Raw genomic sequence first — 16,835 nt, forward strand, 5'->3', positions numbered from 1 at the left:
TATGGGCGGCTAAACCACGGTGACGGGGGAACTCGGTGTGGCGGCCGCTTTTCCCCGCGCTGTCGGGCCGGTCAGCTCTCCGCCGCCTCCGCATAAACCTGGGACAGCTCGGGCGCACCGACATCCGCCCATTCATGCCCCGCCTCCACCACATCGACCTCCCGTCCCGAGGCCAGCCTGACCACCGGCTGCCCGTCCGGCCATACATGCCAGACGGCATCGCACACCGTACGCACCAGGACCGTCCCCAGATAGAGGCCCGCGTCATTGCCCAGCCAGGACACCACTTCCGGGTCGTCCCGCCAGACCGGCTGAAGCTGGTCCAGCGCCTCCAACGACGCTACGGAGTCGTCCAGTTCGACCCCTTCGGCGGCCGCCTGCGCCCGGAGCAGCTCGCACTCGGACAGCAGCTCGACGACGCTTTCGGGGTCGGCGCTCACCGACTCCGCCAGCGGCACCGACCGGACGGGGTGCGAGCGCTTGCGCCACTTGTCCAGGAAAGACATGTTCATGGTGTGAGGGTCCCACCCGTACCAGGGCCCCGGCCACAGGCGCGCGGCGCAACGGATCGCGGTTCGTCACCTTGACGCCCCCTGCCGGCCTTCCTACTTTCATGGCGCTCGGATCGGATCCGCCGGCTCCGCCGGAGCCTGCCGCCCCTCGCGGGAACGGCCGGATCGCAGCTCAGCACCTGCCCACTGACCTCGGTCGATGCCGCCGAGGTCGCCGCACGTCGCCCGGAGCCCACCAGAGGGAAGGCACTCATGCGCGTACGACGACGGGCCACCGCCCTGGCACTCCTGCTCACCGCAACCGCACTGCCCGCCGCGACCGCCGCGGCGTCGGCCCGCGCGGGGCAACGCCCCGACCACCCGTTGCCCTTGGCGAGACTCTTCGACAACAAGGCCATCAGTGACAACGCCCGGCCGGATGCCGCCGACTTCGACGGAGCGGGCCATTCGCTCTCCGCGCAGGACCTGGCGGCGGCCGGCTGGCGGCCCGGAAGCACCCTCGGCATCGACGGCACCCGGCTCGGCTGGCCCCGTACGGCGCCCGGCTCGCCCGACAACGTGGTGGCCGACGGGCAGGCGGTGGCGCTGCACGGGCGGGGCGGCGCCCTCACGTTCCTGGTCGCCGGGACGGGTGCCGACGGCGTACCGGCCGCCGGTACCGGCACGGTGCACTACCGCGACGGCTCCCGGTCCGCCTATGAACTGACCGCACCCGACTGGCGTTCGGGGCCGCTGAGCACCAAAGCGGTGGGGCTGCCCCACATCAACGGCGCGGACGGGCACAGCGAGCCGGCGGTGGCGCGGCTGTACGCGGTGTCGGTACCCCTGCGGGCCGGGCGCGAGGTGGCGTCGGTGGCACTGCCGCACGACCCCGGACCGGCGGCCGATCTCCATGTCTTCGCGGCCTCGGTGCGCTCCAACTCACCGACGAGGACGGGTAGTTGGTCGGCCAGCACGGCCGGATACCGGGCGGTCGGCCCCTGGACGGACCGCACGCTGCGACTGGTCGTGCACGCCGGGGCGGGCGGGGCGCGGGCGCGGATACGGCTGGCGAACACCTTCGCGGCGGCGCCGGTGGACATAGGGGCGGCGAGCGTGGCGGTGCAGGACGCGGGCGCCGCGGCGCACTCCGCACCCGTACCGCTGACCTTCGGGCGCGGCCGCACCGGCACCCGTATACCGGCGGGCGCCGAGGCCGTCAGCGACCCGGTCGGCTTCCGGGTCCCGGCCGACACCAACCTGCTGGTCAGCATCCATCTCCCCGGGACGGTGACGGCTGCGCCGGTGCATCAGGAGGCCGCCCAGGTCTCCTATCTGAGCGCGCCGGGCGGCGGCGACCGTACGGGGGACGTGGGCGGCGCGGCCTTTCCGGAGACCATGACCATCTGGCCGTTCCTGACCGGCGTCGATGTGGACGGCGGCCCCGGCTCGGTGGTGGCGCTGGGCGACTCCATCACCGACGGCGTGAAGTCGACGAGCGGCGCCAACCGCCGCTGGCCCGACGTCCTCGCCCGCCGCTTCCAGTCCCAGACCGCCCTCCCCCGCTATGGCGTCCTCAACCACGGCATCTCCGCGAACCGCATCGTCACCGACCGCTACCAGGGCGACGGGGTCAGCACCGACACCGGCGGGGTGAGCGCTCAGCACCGCCTGGAGCGGGATGTGCTGGCGCAGCCCGCCGCCCGTACCGTCGTCGTCTTCGAGGGCATCAACGACGTGCGCTGGGGCACCTCGGCGGACGAGGTCATCGCCGGCCTGCGGGCCATCGCGCGGCGCGCACACGAACGCGGCCTGCGGGCCGTGGCGGCCACCATCGCCCCCTGCGAGGGGTACAAGGACTGCACGCCGGCCGTCGAGGACCGCCGCCAGTCCGTCAACGCCTTCCTCCGGGCCGCCGACGGCACCTTCGACGCGACCCTGGACTTCGACGCCGTGGTCCGCGATCCCCAGCACCCCCGGCGGATGCTGCCCGCCTACGACAGCGGCGACCACCTCCATCCCGGCGACGCGGGGCTGAAGGCACTCGGCGAAGCCGTGGACCTGCGGGCGCTGGTCCCGGGCCGGGGCTGACGGGGCGCCGGCCGGCGATCGCCCGCCTCTGCGATGGCCACGACGCGGGTCAGCGCACCGGGAGGTCGCCGCTGAGCCCGAAGTCGGAGGCGGTGAACCTCCGGCTCACACCTCGAGATCCACGACCACCGGCGCATGGTCCGAGGCGCCCTTGCCCTTGCGCTCCTCCCGGTCGACGTAGGAGTCCGAGACGGCCTTGGCGAACGGCTCGTTGCCGTAGACCAGGTCGATGCGCATGCCCTTGTTCTTGGGGAAGGCGAGCTGGCGGTAGTCCCAGTACGTGTACGGGTGGTCGTACTTGAGGGGGCGGGGCACGACGTCCGTCAGGCCCGCCTCGCGCAGCGCCGTCAGGGCGGCGCGCTCGGCGGGGGTGACATGGGTGGCGCCGACGAAGACGGACGGGTCCCAGACGTCGTCGTCGGTGGGTGCGACGTTGTAGTCGCCGAGGACGGCGAACGGGCGGGAGCCGGCCGCGTCCTCGGCGACCGCCGCCTTCAGGGCCTCGAACCAGCGCAGCTTGTAGGCGTAGTGGGCGTGATCGACCTCGCGGCCGTTGGGGACGTACACCGACCAGACGCGGGCCGGGCCGCAGGTCGCCGAGACGGCGCGGGGCTCCTGCACGCCCTCGTAGTCCGGGCCGCCGGGCAGGCCCTTGACGACGTCGTCCAGGCCCACCTTGGACAGCAGCGCCACGCCGTTCCACCTGCCGTCGGCGTTGACCGCCGCTTCGTAGCCGAGCTGGCGCAGCTCTTCGTACGGGAACTGCTCGGCGGAGCACTTGGTCTCCTGGATGCACAGCACGTCCGTGCCGGTGCTCTCCAGCCAGGCCATCAGCCTCGGGAGACGGGCGGTGATCGAGTTGACGTTCCAGGTCGCGATGCGCATGTACGTAAACCTACAGCGAGGGTCTGACAGCCGGCCGGGGCCGTCAGCCGAGTGTGGTGCTGGTGCCGGGGTTCAGGCGGCCGTGGTCGGCGCCGCCGAGCTTGTCGATCATGGAGTCGTAGACCGGGCGGGCGTGGTCCTGGAGCAGGCTGTCGTGGATGTCGATGGCCCGGCGGGGCGCGACCGCACGGACGTAGTCGATGATCTCGGCGACCTTGTTCCAGGGGGCGTGGACCGGCAGCAGGAGGGTGTCGACCGTACGGCCCTCGGGGACGGTGAGCGCGTCGCCGGGGTGGAAGACCGTGCCGCCGTCGATCAGATAGCCGACGTTGGTGATGCGGGGGATGTCGGGGTGGATGACGGCGTGCAGCTGGCCGTGCACCTCGACGTCGAACCCGGCGGCGGTGAAGGTGTCGCCCTCGCCCACGGTGTGCACCCGCCCGGGGAAGGCGGCCGAGAGCTGGTCGGCGACGCTCGCCAGGGTCCAGATCTCGGCTCCCGGGTTCGCCTCCATGCCCGCGCGCAGCCGCTCCTCGTTGAAGTGGTCCATGTGTTCATGGGTCACCAGGATCGCGTCCGCGCCGATGGCCGCGTCCTGCTCGCTGAAGACTCCGGGATCGATGACGAGCGTCCGCCCGTCCTTCTCGAGCCGGACGCAGGCATGGGTCTTCTTCGTGAGTTCCATGGGGCCATCTTGCCGCGGGGGGCGGCCGCCCACCCCCGGAAGGGGCGAGCGCGCCCGGTATCAGCCCTCAGGCGTCGTCTCTTCCTTTATCACCCGCTGGGCCACCGCGAACGCGGAGTTCGCCGCCGGGACGCCGCAGTAGATCGCCGTGTGCATCAGGACCTCCTTGATCTCGGTGGGGGTGAGACCGTTGCGGAGGGCGGCGCGGGTGTGCAGCGCCAGTTCCTCGTGGTGGCCGCGGGCCACCAGGGCGGTGAGGGTGATGATGCTGCGGGTGCGGCGGTCGAGACCGGGGCGGGTCCAGGTCTCGCCCCAGGCGTAGCGGGTGATGAAGTCCTGGAAGTCGCCGGTGAAGTCGTCGGCGGCGGCCTCTGCGCGGTCGACATGGGCATCGCCCAGGACCTCGCGGCGGACCTTGATCCCCGCCTCGTATGTGCCGCCGCGGGCCGGCTCCTGCTTGGTGAGGCCGGACTCTATGGCGGCGGGGGGCGCCGCCGGGGGCGGCGGGGGCGCGATCTGTGCCTTGGGGGCGGCGGCGCCGAGGGCGGGCTGGCCGGCCGGGCCCGGGTTGTCGTGCCAGTTGGTGGTGAAGTGCCGGATGAGGAGTTCGGTGACGGCCGAGGGCTGCTCGACGGGCGCGAGATGAGAGGTTCCGGGCACCAGCGCGAGGCTGGCATCGGGTATGCCGGCGACCAGGGAGCGGGCGTCGGTGGTCGGGGTGACCTGGTCCTCGGAGCCGACGACGACGAGGGTGGGCACGCCGACGCGGCTGAGGGAGGACCGTACGTCGTAGGAGGCGAGCGCCTCGCAGGAGGCGATGTAGCAGCCGGGGTCGGTGGTCCGCACCATCTGGACGGCCCATTCGACGATGGCGGGCTGGGCGCCCGCGAAGCCGGTGGTGAACCAGTGCTCGGGGGCGGTGCGCGCGATCGGGTCGAGTCCGTTGGTACGGATCACCACGCCGCGCTGGCGCCAGGCGTCCGCGGTGCCGTAGCGCGGTGAGGAGGACACCAGGGCGAGGGAGGTGACCCGGTGCGGGCGGGTGAGGGCCAGCTGGAGGCCGATGGCACCGCCGATGTTGCATCCCGCATAGCCGAACCGCTCGACGCCCAGGAGGTCGAGGGTGGCGACCAGCCGGTCGGCCAGTTCGGCGATGGAGGGTGCGGCGTGCGCGGGCGAACCGCCGTGACCTGGCAGATCGAAACGGATGACCCGCCAGTGGCGGGTCAGCTCGGGGATCTGCCGGTCCCACATGTGCCAGGTGGTACCGAGTGATGCACCCAGTACGAGTACGGGGGCGTCGTCGGGACCGTCGATCCGGTGCTGCAGGGTCTTCTCACTCACCCGTCCACGCTACCGAACTATCTGACGCGATCCTGACACCTGGGTAAGGAAGAGCCGTCGGCGCTCGGCCTCCAACCGCACCCAAAGCAGGGTACGCGCAGGTCAGAGCCTCACCATGAAGACGACGACGGCGTCCAGGTGACCCGGCTCCTCGTAACTCACCATGATCCGCGGTACGGGTGCGGCGCCTTGCTCCCGATCAGGACCCACACGTTTCCGGCCCGTCCAAGCGGCGTTGCCCGGGTGCGCGTCGACATCTCATCCACGCCCTGCCAGGCAGGAACACCGGGACACCGCCCCTGGCGCACAACGTCCCGTACGGAGTCATGGAGTTACAGCGGCGACGGTGTCTCCAGGAGGCGGCCGTAAGCGACGGCCACCTCCTGGATCAGCACCGGTGGCTCAGTAGCCGATGGTGAATCGGCGTTGGACGAACCGGGGCAGCTCGGCTTCGTCGACGAGTGCGACGGCGGCGTCCTCGACCGAGATCCGGCTGAGGCCGTCGGCATCGAGGACGGGCTGGTCACCGCCGATGCGGAAGCGGCCGGTGCGCTCGCCGGGGGTGATCTGCTCTGCGGGGCTGAAGTAGGTCCACAGCCGGTTCGAGGTGCGCAGGAAGTTCAGCGCGTCGCGGTGGCCACGTACCGCGGCGGCGTACTCGCGGGGGAGCCCGAGTGCGTCGAGTGCCTCGTGGAGGAGTTCGTCGTGGTCGGCGCGGGTGACGCCCGGTTCGATCTCCAGGCTGCCGGCGCCGCCGATGACGATGAGGCGTGTGCCGGGTTGGCTGTCCAGGGCCTTGAGCAGTGCTCGGGCGGCGCGCACGTAGACGGTCGGGTCCGCGACGGAGCGCTGGATGGTGTCGGTGATGTCCTTGGCTGCGTTTCCCGGCTGGAATCCGCTGATGAGGATGTCCAGGCCGGGTAGGGCGGCGGCGATGCTCGCGGCATCGAGGACGTCGACGCTCGCCCAGCTGAGGTTCTCGCGCGGGTCGTCGATCGCGGAGACGTCGCGGCTGAACGCCGTGACGCGGTGCCCGCGCCGGAGGGCCTCGGTGACGACCCGGCTGCCGATGGTGCCGGTAGCTCCGATGACGCCGATGTGCATGGTTCTCCCCTTGTTCATGCCGGATGGACGGCGCGGGCCGACAAGTCCCCTCACGCCACGCAGAAACTATACGCCGTGAAGTTTCCATACGAGGCTCACTGACGTGACACTGTAGAGTGGGCGGATGGCAGGCACCCGGAGCACCGGACGACGTGAGCGGCTGAGGGCCGAGACGATCGCCGAAATCAAGAGCACCGCACTGGAGTTGATGCGTTCGGGCGGCCCCGACGCGATCACTCTGCGGGCGATCGCTCGTGAGATGGGCATGACCCCCAACGCCATCTACGGCTACTTCGCCACCCGCGACGACCTGGTCACCACGCTCATCGCAGACGTCTACACCGCGCTCGCGGACGCCGTGGACGCCGCCTGGGCCGCCTCGTCGCAGGACAGCCCGGCGGCCCGCATCCCGGCATGGGCACACGCCTTCCGCAACTGGGCGCTGGCCAACCCGGAGGGCTTTCGGCTCATCTACGGCGACCCCGTATCCGGCTACCAGGCCCCCGAGGGCGGCGCCGCGCCGGACGCCGCCCGGCGCGTGTGCGTCGGCATCGCCGCCCTCGCGGACGCCGCTTGGGGGAACACCGAATCGCCGCCCAGGGAGGGCGGCTTCACCTGGGACGACTTCGATCCCGGCCTGCTCGGCAAGATCCGCCCGGCCTTCCCCGACCTGCCTCCGGCCGGCGTGGCCCTCGCCCTGCGGATCTGGGGACACCTGCACGGCCTGGTCGCGCTGGAGGTCTACGGCCACCTGCGCGCCCAGACACTCTCCCCCGACAAGCTCTTCCGCGCCGAACTGGCCCAATTGATCCGGTCTTTGGGCTTCGAAAACGACTGAAGCCGTCCGGCCCGTCATGTGGCCGTCACGTGACCCATGGCCCGCTCCGGCCTGCTGCGGAAAATCGCCTGCCCGCACCTGTCGGTCGTGGAACAGGGGTTGGTCCCGCACGCCGCCCGGGGCCGCCACAACGCCCGTCTCGCGGCCGCGACCGGCCTGCACGTGGATACCGTGCGTCCGCGGCGGGGCCGCTTCGCCGACGGCGGCATCGCCGGGCCCCTCAATCGCGGGCCCGGCGAACGCCGGCTCACCGGGCCCCCCTTTGTGCCGGTGCTCACTCTCCTACTTGTTGGTCACGGCGTCAGGTCGAGGAATTCCCAGTGCGCTTGGGGCTGTGCGTCGCTGAGCCATTTGCCGCAGTTCTGCAGGACCGTGGGGCTTGAGGTGATGTGCTGGGTGCCTGTGCCGAGGTCACGCAGGAACCGTTCGATCGGCCCGCGCCGGATCGCCGTCGTCCCAGCCCATCGGTGCACCGTCTGTCCCACGTCCTGCACGGTCCACGTCGCGTGGTTGAGCGCCAGTCTGAGCAGCGTGTCCTGTTCGGTACTCAGCGCCTCGCCTGCATTCAGGGTGGCTTCGATGCCTTGCCATACCTCCATTGCCCACGCCCGCGCCGAACGAAGCCTGGCTTCGGCGGTCGCGTACTCCGCGTGGAAGTGCGCGGTGTCGACGGCGGCGTTACGTGTGCCGGATTTGGCCGCGGCGACCAGCTTCAGTTCATCGAGCAGGCGCCGACCGACACCGAGCGCCCAGCCGGTGTGCCCGATCGCGGACATGTTGACCAGGCCGATGCCGTAGATCGCGCCACCGTTGGCCGGGGTCGTGGTGGTGGCGAGATACGTGTGCGTCGCGGGGACGTGCACATCGGCGCAGTGATAGTCAATGCTGTGCGTCGCACGCAGCCCGAGCACATCCCAGTTGTCGACGAGTTCCACCTGCGGCTTCGGCATCGCCAGCACCCGCAGCTCACCGGTGCCCTCGACCTGGATCGCACTGTGGATATGGGTGGCGTGCGCCATACCGGAGGCGAACTGCCAACTGCCGCTGACCAGATAGCCACCCTCCACCGGGACGGCCCGGCCGGGCCGGGTGCCGTGCCCCGCCAACAACGCGTGGTCCCCGCCCGCGACATCCGGGAACAAGTCGGCCGCCGCAACGGCATCGAGATAGGCCGCAGTGGTACCGGTCATCAACTGCAGCGCCATCATCGTCCAACCGGCCGCGGCATCGTGGTGGCTGACCCGCTCGACCGTCTCTATCAGTTGGCGTGGGGAGAACTCGTAGCCGCCGAGGCTGTGCGGCAGTGCGGCCCTCACGACCCCGGCGTCCAGCAACGCCCGTGCGGTGCCCTCGGCGAGTTGGCCGAGTTCCTCGGCCGTGTCCGCGTCCGCCTCGAGCGCCTGGCCGAGTGCGTCGATTCGCTCGAGCATCGCGGGAAATTCCGGGCTGACATGCAATCCGGCCGAGACCGCCATGGATGGTCACTCCTCGCTATTCGTACTGAGTCAGCGTCACCTTAAATGAGGAGCCCCAGCGTTCCGCGGCACACAGCCAGGAACTCCGTTGGTGAGAAGAGGAGTTGGAGATCGGCTTGCGTCGTGAGCCACCATTCGAGCTATGGCGGTGATCTCGACCGGGGTGCGGGTACCGAAGCCCGCGTAGCAGGCGGGACGCACGCAGCCGGCCCGCACTCGGTGACGTCCGGATGGACCTGTACAGGGAACGGGATATCCCTGTCCTTGGCGTCGCAGCAGCCGCCCCGGCCGGCCGGCACCCACCGGCGAGTGCCCGGATATCGGGCGGCGCCTGCCATTTTCCGACAAACACCACTCCGCGTGGGTACTTCCGTTGACGCCGCGCCTGTCTGGATGTGATGGTACGGCCGCCCGGTCATGGACATGTCGTCCTCGGTCATCTGTATGTCGTCCGCCTGCCGTGCCAAGCCCCACCTCGTCGGAGACAGCAGGACGACGACAGGACGCTGCCCCGACCCGGCGTTCCACCAGAACCTCCGTCGGCGAAATCGCTACCCCCCTCAAGGAGCCATGGTGTTACGAAGACTCGCGGTGGCCGGTATATCGCTCGCCATCACCCTCGGAACGGCGGTGCTGACCGCAGCACCCACGGCAGCGGCCGCACCGCAGGCGCAACCGGCCACCACCCCACCCGTCGTCAGCGGGGCCGCGGTCGGCGACGCCCCGGACGTCGACGTGGCCAAGGTCCAGGCACATCTCACCGAGCTGAACGCCATCGCGACCCGCAACGGCGGCACCCGCAAATCCAGCGGCCAGGGCTACCGGGACTCCGTCTCCTACGTCAAGAACAAGCTCCAGGCGGTTGGCTACACGGTCACCGAGCAGCCCTGCACCTCCGGCTGTTCCACCGGCGCCGGACCCAACCTGATCGCCGAATGGCCCCAGGGTGACGCCGGCACGGTGTACATGTTCGGCTCCCACCTCGACAGCGTCGGCGCCGGGCCCGGCATCAACGACAACGGCTCCGGCTCGGCCGCACTGCTGGAGACCGCGCTCACCCTCGCGGAGCAGAACCCCGCCATGGCCTCCCGGGTCCGCTTCGGCTGGTGGACGGACGAGGAGCAGGGCCTCAACGGCTCCGACTTCTACGTCAGATCGCTGTCCGCCACCGAGCGCTCAAAGATCAAGACGTACTACAACTTCGACATGATCGCCTCGACCAACGGCGGCTACTTCATCAACCACGTCAGCTCCGCCGCAGCCCAGCCGATGAAGGAATACTGGGACTCCCTCAACCTCCAGCCGGAGGAGAACACCGAGGGCGCCGGCCGCTCCGACGACTACTCCTTCGAGCAGGCGGGCATCGCGACCTCCGGGTACGCGATGGGAGCCAGTGCGAGGAAGACCTCCGCGCAGGCGGCCAAATGGGGCGGCACGGCCAATCGCGCCTACGACTCCTGTTACCACCAGTCCTGCGACACCACCAGCAACATCAACAGCACCGGACTGAACCGCAGCGTGGACGGCATCGCCTACACCCTCTGGAAGCAGGCCGTCGCCAACTCCACCCCCGCGAACGACTTCTCCCTGGCCGTCGCCCCCGGCACGGCCAGCGTCGACCCGGGCGGCACGGCCACCGGCACGGTCTCGACGGCGACCACCAAAGGCTCCGCCCAGACCGTGAAGCTGTCGGCAACCGGCGCCCCGGCGGGCGTCACCGTCTCCTTCAGCCCCGCATCGGTGACCTCCGGCGGCAGCTCCACCATGACCGTCGGCACGGCGCCGAGCACCGCCCCCGGCACCTACCCCCTCACCCTCACCGGCACCGGATCCGTCGCCCACAGCACGACCTTCACCCTGACGGTCAAGGGGACCGGAACCTGCACCGGCCAACAGCTCCTCACCAACGGAGGGTTCGAGAACGGCACCGCACCCTGGACGGGTGACACCGGCACCATCGGCGCCCACTCGGGCCGGTCCGCGCACACCGGCAGCCGGTTCGCCTGGCTCGGCGGCTACGGCTCCTCCGCCACCGACTCCCTCAGCCAGTCGGTGACCCTGCCCTCCGGGTGCGCCAAAGCCACCTTGACGTACTGGCTGCACATCGACACCGACGAGACCGACCGCGTCGCCTACGACACCTTCAGGGTCAAGGTGGGCAACACCACCCTGAAGACCCTCTCCAACACCGACGCCGCGACCGGTTACACCCAGCGCACCCTGGACCTGACCCCCTACATCGGACAGCAGATCACTCTGACCTTCACCGCCACCGAAGACGCCAGCCTCCAGACCAGCTTCGTACTCGACGACGCAGCCCTGCAGACCGGCTGACCCCCGACTACCCGGAGGGGCGCGGCACCCGCACACCGGCGCCGGCCCCTCCGGCGCACACCGGCCGCCCGGCGAGCGCGGGCGGCGGGCAACGCTCCACCGCGTTGCGCCCTTGCGGATCCCGCGGTGGCAATGGGCATACGGCAAAAACGGTCACGCAGGTGGGTCCGTCAGTCCGGCCGACGGCTATTTCATGCCCGCGTCACGGACCAGCAGTGCCATCTGTACCCGGTTGGACAGATGCAGTTTGGCGAGCGCGCGGCTGACATGCGCCTTCACCGTGCCCTCGCTCATGGCCAGTTCGCGTCCGATCTCGGCATTCGACAGTCCTCTCGCCACGGCCCGGACCACATCGCCCTCCCGGCCGGTCAGCTCCGACAGCCGCTGCCGCGCCTCTGAGACGCCTTCCGACGTCAGTCCGGCGAAGGCGTCGATCAGCCGTTTGGTGACCTTCGGCGTCAGCATGGCGCTGCCCTCGGCGACCGTACGGACGGCTTTGGCCAGGTCACGCGGGGAGGTGTCCTTGAGAAGGAAGCCAGCGGCGCCGTTGCGCAGGGCGGTGTGGACATAGTCATCGAGATCGAAGGTGGTCAGCATGATCACCTTGAGGTCTTCGAACGAGCGCCGTAGCTCCCTGAGCGCGGTCAGGCCGTCCATGCCCGCCATCCTGACGTCCATGAGAACGACGTCGGGACGGTGTTTGGCGGCCACGGTGATCGCTTCGCTGCCGTCGCTCGCCTCGGCGACCACTTCAATGTCCTCGGGGGGTTCCAGGATCATGCGCAGACCGGCCCGCACCAAAGCTTCGTCGTCAACTAACAGGACACGGATCACGCACGTTCCTCCAGGGGATGAGGGGCGAGGGGGAACCGGGCCGATACGGTGAATCCGCCCCCCTGGCACGTCTTGGCGATGAATTCGCCGTCGAGCAGCTCGACCCGCTCGCGCAGGCCAACGAGTCCCATGCCGCTGCCCGGTAGCGACTCGACGGAGCCGCTCGGTGCCGTGTTGGACACGGTGATTTCCAGGCCTGCCGCGAGGTAGCGCACGGCGACATCGGTGTGGGCTGAACCGGCGTGCTTGTGGACATTGGTGAGGGCCTCCTGCACGACGAGGTATGCAGCGTGTTCCAGCAGGGTCGGCAGCCGTTGCGGCGTTCCCTCGTCATGCCGGTCCACGGAGATTCCCGCGGCCCGCGACTGCTCGAGCAGCCGGTCGAGATCCACCAGGGTGGGCTGCGGTCCGAGGCTGGGTACGCCGTCGTCGCCCGCGCTCTTGAGGACGCCGATGACATCCCTGAGCTGCGTGAGCGCTTCCCTGCCCGTGATGCGGATGAGTTCCGCGGCGGTGGCCGTCTCCTCGTCCTTTGCGTTGACCTCCAGCGCTCCCGCGTGCAGCACCATGAGGGACACCCGGTGAGCGACGACATCGTGCATGTCCCGGGCGATGCGGGCCCGCTCCTGCGTACGCGCCTGCTCGGCACGGGCGGTCTGCTCCCGCTCAAGGTGTGCGGCGCGCTCCTCCAGCCCCTCGATCACCTCGCGGCGGGCCTTGCTCCACAGGCCCAGCGTCGCGGGGAGCCAGACGAACAGCACGGCGCCGCCGAGCGAAGAAAGTATGTCCTCCCGGGTCAGGCCCTGCGTCCCCAGGGCCACGCCCGTGGTCGTCGGCAGGATGGCGACCGTGCTCGCACCCACGATGTACCAGACCAGATACGGCTGTCTGCGCACGCTGCGGGCCGCGACGTACGACCCGACGCCCAACGTCACCCAGACCGACAGCAGCATCCAGGCCGCCAGTCCGACGGTGATGAGCGGCCACCGCATGCGCGACAGCAGCAGGACAGCGGTGGCGGACCCCACCGCCATCACCACTGTCAGGACGCGTCCGAGAATCGGGCCGGCGACCAACTCGGCCTGCACATACGGGATCTGGTGCCCATCGAGCGGTATGAAAGCGCCCACGGCGACAACAGTCGCCAGCATCTTCGGTCCCCAGCGGTCCCCTATGCGTTGCAGACGCTGACGGAGCGCTTTCTCCATGCGTTGTGCCACGTGTCAAGCCTAGTTGGCCGTGGTCGGCCCGACTTCTGCCGTCCGTCTGTTCTTGGCCCCACGAAAGTCCGGAGTGGCCTCAACTTAAGTAGGGGATATTCATGGCCCTTTTGGCGACGTGCCGGCGTGGTCCGCGCTCGCACGCTTCTTTGCATGACAGAGACAACAGCTGCCGTCCGAGCCACCGGTCTCGCCAAGCGCTATGGATCGGGCGACTCCCAAGTGGTCGCGCTCGCAGGAGTCGATGTGGATTTCCGGCACGGTGAGTTCACCGCGATCATGGGGCCGTCCGGCTCCGGTAAATCGACGCTGATGCACTGCGCCGCGGGCCTCGATCTGGCCGACGAGGGCAAGGTGTGGATTGGGGACACCGAGATCACCGGTCTGCGCGATGACGCACTCACCCATCTGCGTCGTGACCGCGTGGGTTTCGTCTTCCAGGCTTTCAACCTTCTCCCCACGCTCACCGCGCTGGAAAACATCACGCTCCCCTTCGATCTGGCCGGCCGCAAGCTCGACCAGGCGACATTGAGCAAGGTCATCGGAGCGCTGAATCTGCAGAACCGGCTGCACCACCGGCCCAGCCAGCTCTCCGGCGGCCAGCAGCAGCGCGTGGCATGCGCCCGGGCGCTGGTCACCCGGCCCGACGTGGTATTCGCCGACGAGCCGACCGGCGCACTGGATTCCGCCGCCTCCGCGGAACTGCTCGGGTTCTTGCGCCGCAGTGTCGACGATCTCGGCCAGACAGTGGCGATGGTGACCCATGAGCCGAGTGCCGCCGCCTACGCGGACCGGGTGCTCTTCCTCAAGGACGGCCACATCGTCGACGAGATCCACGCACCGACCGCCGCCGGCGTGTTGGAGCGTATGAAGTCCTTTGAGAAGGCAGCCGCCTGATGCTGAAAACGATGCTCCGTGACCTGCTCGCGCACAAAGGGCGGGTGGTGATGACGCTCATCGCCATCGCTCTGGGCGTGACCGCGACGGTCGGAAGCTGGGTGGTGAGCGACTCGATCGCCACCACCCTCGCGGGCCAGGAGACCCGCAAAGATGTAGGGGTGTCGGTGCAGAGCCCTGGGAAAGAGGCGCTGCTCACCTCCGCGGACCGCGACCGGCTGGCCAAGACGCCCGGCGTCGGGCGCGTAGACGGTGTGATCGTCGGCCGCGCGGGGCTGGTCGGCCGTGGCAACAAGTTCGTCAAGACCACCACGATCCTGGACCGGGCCGGCACGAACTGGAGCAACGACAGGCGCTTCACCGTGGAGGCGGGCAAGGCGCCTGCCGGTCCGGGCCAGGTCGCTCTCAACAAGACCGATGCCGACTCCGCCGGCATCGAGGTGGGCGACACCACGCAGGTGCTGCTGTCCGGCGGACGCTCGGACAACGCCAAGGTGACCGTGCTGTTCACATACAACCGTCTGGGCCCCAGGACCACCACGGACTCCAACGAGGCGTCCGACGCCGTGCCGGTGGTGGCCTACGACACCGCGACCGCCGAGAAGCTGCTCGGCACGCGCTTTCACCGCATCGAGCTGACCGCTGCGGCAGGCGCGAACGCCGGCGCGATCAAGGCCGCCGTGCAGAAGACCGTCCCCGACGATTACCACGTCGAGACGGGCAGTGCCCTGACCGACGCCGCCGTTCGGCAGTCGGACTCCGAGGCACAGGACCTGCGGATGACGATGCTGCCCTTCGCGGCAGTCGCGCTACTGGTCGGCATGTTCGTCATCGCCAACACCTTCACCATGCTGGTGAGCCAGCGGACCCGGCAGTTCGCGCTGCTGAGGGCCGTCGGTGCCCGCAAGGGTCAGGTCCGGACCGGCATCATCGCCGAGGCCGGTGTGCTCGGACTGGCCGGCGGCACCATCGGCACGCTGGCGGGTGTGGCGCTGGGTCCCTCGATGATTTCGGTGATGCGCCCGGGTGACGACGTCGACTTCACCGTCAGCCCGGTGGCCGTCCTGCTCGGATACGGGGTCGCGCTGCTGGTGACCGTACTGGCCGCGTACAACTCCGCGCGGCGAGCCGCGGCCGTGCCGCCGGTCGCCGCGCTGCGTACCGATGCGACCGTTCCGCGCGAGACAAAGCGGACACGCAACATCATCGGGCTTGGCTGTGTCGTCATCGCCATCGTGATGGTCGCTGTTACCGCGGACCCCAGTTCGTCCAACCTCGCTCGCATCATCGGTCTGGTGGGGGCGGTTCTCGGCGTGATCGGCATGATCATGCTCGCGGCCTTCTTCGCCGAGGCGCTTCTCCGGCCGCTCACGCGCCTTCTCGGGGCCCGGTCATGGCCTGCTGTCCGACTCGGGCTGCGCAGCGCCGCGGGCGACCCGCGGCGCACCTCCGGTACGGCTACCGCCATCACCGTCGGTCTGGCTCTGGTCTGTACGTTCGCCACGCTCAGCTCTTCGTTCTCCGCGCTGATCGCCTCGACGACCCGGGCGAACGTGCCGACCACAACCACGGTCCTGCAGTCGGCGGCCGGGGGCGAGTCCGCGCTCACCCCCGCCGAGGCCGACAAGGTCAAGAGGCTGCCGGGGGTCTCTCAAGTGGCCGGGAGTCGCGATGTGCTGGTGGGACTGACCTACAAGGGCGGCAAGACCGAGCGTCGGATCTCCGCGATAGAACCCGCCGGTCTGAAGGGTGTGCTCACCCCTGACGTCACGGCGGGAAGTCCCGATCTGAAGCGCGGCGTGGTCATCTCACAGAACCAGGCCGACATGATGGACCTGGGCATGAACGACAAGATCACACTGCATCTGGACGCCACGCACTCGGTCACCCAGACCGTGGTGGGGATCTATGACGCCACCGAACTCCAAGCCAGCATCTTCCTGGATGTCGCCAAAGCGCCCAAGTCGCTGCAGAAGCAGATCACCACGCTGTACGCCTCGGGGCCCGACCCGGACAAAGCTCGGGACAGCATCCGAGTAGCCTTCCGGGACCGCCCAGACGTGTCCATCGGCGACCGGGAGACCTTGGTCAAGCAGGGCGTCGACCAGCAGTCGCTGGCTTTCACGCTGATGTACGCAATGTTCGGCGTCGCGATCCTGATCGCTGTGTTCGGTGTCGTCAACACGCTGGTGCTCTCCGTCATGGAGCGGACCCGGGAGATCGGAGTGATCCGGGCGGTGGGTGCCACCCGCCTCCTGATCCGCAGGACCATCAGAGTGGAGAGCATCGTGATCTCGCTCTTCGGCGCCCTGCTCGGTGTGGTGGTGGGTGTCCCCTCGGGCGCCGTCATGCAACACGCCATGTTCGGGCAGCGGTTGTGGGACTTCTCGCTCCCCGCCGGGATCATCGGCCTTTCACTGGTGGGTATAGCCATCGCCGCGGTACTGGCCGCGATGTGGCCGGCTCGTAAGGCGGCCCAAATGAATATGCTGGCGGCGATCGCCAGCGAGTAGCGCGCGTGCAGGCAGCCCACGCGCTGATCGCCGACTACGCTGCCGAGCTCGTCGGCCCCGCCGGAGCACTCCGGCGGGGCTTCGTCGTCTCACGCGCTCTCACTCGGGCCTCACCGACTGCGCG

Annotated in this window: 13 protein-coding genes; 5 read left to right on the forward strand and 8 right to left on the reverse strand. The window is 69.6% G+C overall.

Features of this window, described 5'->3' with window-relative positions; all coding sequences use genetic code 11:
- Positions 1–71: 71 nt before the first annotated feature.
- Complete coding sequence (locus ACIRPT_RS36550; RefSeq protein WP_403835400.1) at positions 72–512, reverse strand: DUF6278 family protein; 441 nt, start codon at positions 510–512, stop codon at positions 72–74.
- Positions 513–764: 252 nt separating this feature from the next.
- On the opposite strand from ACIRPT_RS36550, the gene ACIRPT_RS36555 reads away from it, so the two are divergent.
- On the forward strand, positions 765–2,582 hold the full coding sequence (locus ACIRPT_RS36555) for an SGNH/GDSL hydrolase family protein (RefSeq protein ID WP_403835402.1): 1,818 nt from the start codon (positions 765–767) through the stop codon (positions 2,580–2,582).
- A 105-nt stretch (positions 2,583–2,687) separates the two neighbouring features.
- On the opposite strand, the gene ACIRPT_RS36560 is transcribed toward ACIRPT_RS36555, so the two are convergent.
- The 4 genes from ACIRPT_RS36560 to ACIRPT_RS36575 all read right to left on the reverse strand — a co-directional run bounded on the left by ACIRPT_RS36560 (position 2,688) and on the right by ACIRPT_RS36575 (position 6,600).
- Positions 2,688–3,467 (reverse strand): exodeoxyribonuclease III, encoded by a 780-nt coding sequence (locus ACIRPT_RS36560; protein WP_403835405.1) that lies wholly within the window; start codon positions 3,465–3,467, stop codon positions 2,688–2,690.
- Positions 3,468–3,510: 43 nt separating this feature from the next.
- On the reverse strand, positions 3,511–4,152 hold the full coding sequence (locus tag ACIRPT_RS36565) for an MBL fold metallo-hydrolase (protein ID WP_403497188.1): 642 nt from the start codon (positions 4,150–4,152) through the stop codon (positions 3,511–3,513).
- A 60-nt stretch (positions 4,153–4,212) separates the two neighbouring features.
- Complete coding sequence (gene pcaC, locus ACIRPT_RS36570) at positions 4,213–5,496, reverse strand: 4-carboxymuconolactone decarboxylase (RefSeq protein ID WP_403497186.1); 1,284 nt, start codon at positions 5,494–5,496, stop codon at positions 4,213–4,215.
- Between the two features lie 402 nt (positions 5,497–5,898).
- Positions 5,899–6,600 carry an NAD(P)-dependent oxidoreductase gene (locus tag ACIRPT_RS36575; RefSeq protein WP_403835409.1) on the reverse strand — a complete coding sequence of 234 codons (702 nt, stop codon included), beginning with the start codon at positions 6,598–6,600 and terminating at the stop codon, positions 5,899–5,901.
- Positions 6,601–6,724: 124 nt separating this feature from the next.
- On the opposite strand from ACIRPT_RS36575, the gene ACIRPT_RS36580 reads away from it, so the two are divergent.
- The gene (locus tag ACIRPT_RS36580; RefSeq protein ID WP_403835411.1) at positions 6,725–7,438 is read left to right on the forward strand and encodes a TetR/AcrR family transcriptional regulator; all 714 of its coding nucleotides are present in this window, start codon (positions 6,725–6,727) and stop codon (positions 7,436–7,438) included.
- 293 nt (positions 7,439–7,731) lie between these two features.
- Here the strand turns inward: ACIRPT_RS36580 and ACIRPT_RS36585 are convergent, their stop codons facing one another.
- Complete coding sequence (locus ACIRPT_RS36585; RefSeq protein ID WP_403835413.1) at positions 7,732–8,913, reverse strand: acyl-CoA dehydrogenase; 1,182 nt, start codon at positions 8,911–8,913, stop codon at positions 7,732–7,734.
- Positions 8,914–9,486: 573 nt separating this feature from the next.
- On the opposite strand from ACIRPT_RS36585, the gene ACIRPT_RS36590 reads away from it, so the two are divergent.
- A complete protein-coding gene (locus ACIRPT_RS36590) occupies positions 9,487–11,247 on the forward strand; it encodes a M28 family peptidase (RefSeq protein WP_403835513.1) in 1,761 nt (586 codons plus the stop codon).
- A gap of 186 nt (positions 11,248–11,433) precedes the next feature.
- Here the strand turns inward: ACIRPT_RS36590 and ACIRPT_RS36595 are convergent, their stop codons facing one another.
- Positions 11,434–12,081 (reverse strand): response regulator, encoded by a 648-nt coding sequence (locus ACIRPT_RS36595; protein WP_403835415.1) that lies wholly within the window; start codon positions 12,079–12,081, stop codon positions 11,434–11,436.
- On the reverse strand, positions 12,078–13,301 hold the full coding sequence (locus ACIRPT_RS36600; RefSeq protein WP_403835417.1) for a sensor histidine kinase: 1,224 nt from the start codon (positions 13,299–13,301) through the stop codon (positions 12,078–12,080). Before ACIRPT_RS36600 ends, ACIRPT_RS36595 begins: the two co-directional genes overlap by 4 nt.
- 153 nt (positions 13,302–13,454) lie before the next feature.
- On the opposite strand from ACIRPT_RS36600, the gene ACIRPT_RS36605 reads away from it, so the two are divergent.
- Together ACIRPT_RS36605 and ACIRPT_RS36610 are read left to right on the forward strand one after the other, a co-directional pair.
- Entirely contained in the window at positions 13,455–14,198 is a 744-nt protein-coding gene (locus tag ACIRPT_RS36605; RefSeq protein ID WP_403835420.1) for an ABC transporter ATP-binding protein, read from the forward strand.
- The gene (locus ACIRPT_RS36610; protein WP_403835422.1) at positions 14,198–16,711 is read left to right on the forward strand and encodes an ABC transporter permease; all 2,514 of its coding nucleotides are present in this window, start codon (positions 14,198–14,200) and stop codon (positions 16,709–16,711) included. Before ACIRPT_RS36605 ends, ACIRPT_RS36610 begins: the two co-directional genes overlap by 1 nt.
- The last annotated feature ends 124 nt before the right edge of the window (positions 16,712–16,835 follow it).

The sequence above is a fragment of the Streptomyces sp. NPDC101227 genome (genome assembly GCF_044767545.1).
Classification (GTDB): Bacteria; Actinomycetota; Actinomycetes; order Streptomycetales; family Streptomycetaceae; genus Streptomyces.

Coding starts and splice junctions, on each gene's coding strand:
- ACIRPT_RS36610 (WP_403835422.1), top strand. CDS start 14,198: ATGCTGAAAACGATGCTCCGTGACCTGCTCGCGCACAAAGGGCGGGTG.
- ACIRPT_RS36575 (WP_403835409.1), bottom strand. CDS start 6,600: ATGCACATCGGCGTCATCGGAGCTACCGGCACCATCGGCAGCCGGGTC.
- ACIRPT_RS36560 (WP_403835405.1), bottom strand. CDS start 3,467: ATGCGCATCGCGACCTGGAACGTCAACTCGATCACCGCCCGTCTCCCG.
- ACIRPT_RS36565 (WP_403497188.1), bottom strand. CDS start 4,152: ATGGAACTCACGAAGAAGACCCATGCCTGCGTCCGGCTCGAGAAGGAC.
- ACIRPT_RS36580 (WP_403835411.1), top strand. CDS start 6,725: ATGGCAGGCACCCGGAGCACCGGACGACGTGAGCGGCTGAGGGCCGAG.
- ACIRPT_RS36555 (WP_403835402.1), top strand. CDS start 765: ATGCGCGTACGACGACGGGCCACCGCCCTGGCACTCCTGCTCACCGCA.
- ACIRPT_RS36550 (WP_403835400.1), bottom strand. CDS start 512: ATGAACATGTCTTTCCTGGACAAGTGGCGCAAGCGCTCGCACCCCGTC.
- ACIRPT_RS36605 (WP_403835420.1), top strand. CDS start 13,455: ATGACAGAGACAACAGCTGCCGTCCGAGCCACCGGTCTCGCCAAGCGC.
- ACIRPT_RS36585 (WP_403835413.1), bottom strand. CDS start 8,913: ATGGCGGTCTCGGCCGGATTGCATGTCAGCCCGGAATTTCCCGCGATG.